Source organism: Paraburkholderia domus (assembly GCF_905220705.1).
GTDB classification, from domain to species: Bacteria; Pseudomonadota; Gammaproteobacteria; order Burkholderiales; family Burkholderiaceae; genus Paraburkholderia; species Paraburkholderia domus.
The window spans coordinates 1-1,287 of sequence record NZ_CAJNAT010000086.1 but is presented as its reverse complement, the minus strand read 5'-3'; the positions used below and the strand labels follow the sequence as shown (position 1 = coordinate 1,287).

General features: G+C 59.6%; 1 protein-coding gene. It reads left to right on the top strand.

Going from position 1 to position 1,287, the window contains the following annotated elements; genetic code table 11:
• Positions 1-63: 63 nt before the first annotated feature.
• Positions 64-1,247, top strand: a protein-coding gene (locus KHO31_RS38975) for an IS3 family transposase (RefSeq protein WP_211626147.1) whose coding sequence is annotated in 2 segments (ribosomal slippage) — positions 64-331 and positions 331-1,247 — 1,185 coding nt in all. Because the reading frame shifts where the segments join, the coding sequence is not laid out codon by codon here.
• The last annotated feature ends 40 nt before the right edge of the window (positions 1,248-1,287 follow it).

Sequence of the window (1,287 nt, the reverse complement as noted above, 5' to 3'; positions counted from 1 at the left end):
TGAGCTTGCCCCCGAAAAACGAATCCCTTGCTGAGCAGGTAAACTCAAGCAAGGAGAAGAACAATGACAAGCAAGGCAAAGCGGGCGCAGTACACGCTCGAGTTCAAATTGGAAGCGGTGCGACTGGTCAAGGCCGGGCAAAGCATGGCGGCGGTGGCGGCGACACTGGGGCTGGTCGAACAGACGCTGTACAACTGGGTGAAGGCTGACCGGGAAGGCAAGCTGGTGGGAGCCGGCGCGAAGCCTGTGAGCCCGGAACAGATGGAGCTGGCGCGGCTGCGTGCCGAGGTGGCTCGCCTGAAGATGGAGCGCGATATTTTAAAAAAAGCGGCCGCGTACTTCGCCAGGGAGTCGATGTGAAGTACGCGTTCATCGAGTGCAATCGACGCCACTGGCCGGTCTCGGTGCTATGCGAAGTGCTGGAAGTCAGTCCCAGCGGATATCATCAACATCGGCAACGCACCGCGCAGGACAAACCGCACAGAAGCCGCGTGAGCGACGACGCACTGCTCGCACACATCAAGGCGATTCATACGCAGGTCAAGGGCGAATACGGCGGGCCTCGCATGTGGAAGGAACTGCTTACGCGTGGCGTGCGCGCGGGCAAGGAGCGGGTTCGCAAGCTGATGGCCCAGCATGGCATTCGAGCCCGCCACAAGCGCAAGTACATCGCGACGACGAACTCGAATCACGATTTGCCGGTTGCACCGAATCTGCTGGAGCGCAATTTCACTGCCGCCGCACCGAACCAGGTCTGGACGAGCGACATTACGTATTTGGCGACAGCCGAAGGCTGGGTGTACCTCGCGGTCATCATCGACCTGTTCAGCCGGCAGGTAGTGGGCTGGTCGATGCAACCGCACATGAAGGCGGACCTGGTTACGGACGCACTGCGTATGGCGTGGTTCCGTCGCCGTCCGGACGCCGGGGTAATCGTGCACAGCGACCGGGGCAGCCAGTATTGCAGCGGCTTGTTTCAGGACGCGCTGAAGGGCTATGGCATGCGTCCATCGATGAGCCGACGAGGTGATTGTTGGGATAATGCGCCGACTGAAAGTCTGTGGGGTTCGCTGAAGGTAGCACGTATGCACGGCAGGCACTTCGCCACGCGGCGAGCCGCAATGGATGAGGTAATTGATTGGCTGGGTTTTTATAATGCACGCCGGTTACACTCGACACTCGACTACGTCAGCCCCATGACATTCGAGAAGAACTGGTTCGCGGCTCAGCAAGGTGAAGCCGCATAATTCGCTTGGCTAAGGGATTCGTCAAACAGGGGCAAGGTCA